This is a genomic window from Chitinophaga varians, assembly GCF_012641275.1.
Taxonomy (GTDB): Bacteria; Bacteroidota; Bacteroidia; order Chitinophagales; family Chitinophagaceae; genus Chitinophaga; species Chitinophaga varians_A.
On record NZ_JABAIA010000017.1, the window covers coordinates 1 to 985 of the forward strand.

General features: G+C 54.7%; 1 protein-coding gene. It reads right to left on the reverse strand.

Annotation, left to right across the window (positions count from 1 at the left end; translation table 11 throughout):
• Positions 1-985 (reverse strand): beta-ketoacyl reductase (locus HGH92_RS33395; protein WP_168875204.1); only part of this gene is annotated, 985 nt, incomplete at both ends.

Consider the following 985-nt stretch of genomic DNA (forward strand, 5'->3'; position numbering starts at 1 on the left):
TATCCCAGAACTCACCGATATTGCGGGCGCCGGGATAACGGCCGCTTAAGCCTACGATGGCTATGTCTTTTGACCCGGCTGCCCGGCTGACAGACGGCGATGTTGCCAAAGGCGCCACTGGCAATTCTTCCCGGGAATTGACGCCCCCCGTTAATGCTGACAGCTTCGCTGCATGATGTGCGGCAAAATAATCGGCCAGCTCTCTCAGTGTCTGGTACTCAAAAAACAATGTCCTCGGCAGTTTCCCGAAAGATACCTCCAGACGGTTGGTCAGTTTGTGGATCAACACAGAATCAATACCATATTGCTCAAAAGCCGCATCAGGATCTAATTTCAACAAAGGCAGCTTCAGTTCTTCGCTAACAAGCACCCTGATATATTCCAGCGAGACGGTATTTGCCTTTTTGCCGGAAGTATTTGCAGATGTCTGGAACTGTTGCTCCATAGTTGCCAGCCCTTTCTTACCATGAAACACGACCACCTGTTCGTGGCCCTGTTGTAACAACCGGTCAAACAATGCAAGGCCGGAGGATGCCGGCAACGGCTGCATTCCCCATTCCCGCTCCAGATAACGCGCGCTTTCCTCATCTACCTGCATCCCCTCACTGGCCCATAACGGCCATGCGATGCTCTGCGTGCGGCCACTGCGCGCTCCTGCCTTTACCAGCTCATTGCGGTACAGTGCATAGTCGTCCAGATAAGCATTTGCTGCAGCGTAATCACCCTGCCCGATATTGCCCGTCACGCCTGACAGAGACGAGAACAAAATCATAAAATCCAGCCGGCAGGAAGCGCTGGCCTCATCCAGATGCCGCACGCCGCCGATCTTGGCACTCAATACCGCCGAGGCGGATGCTGCCGTCTTGTTGATGATAAAACTGTCCCGCACCACGCCTGCCGCGTGGATAATACCGTGAAGCTCCCCGTAGTTGTCCTGCACCCAGCTGATCAGCGATGCCACTGAGGCTGCATCCCCCACGTCGCA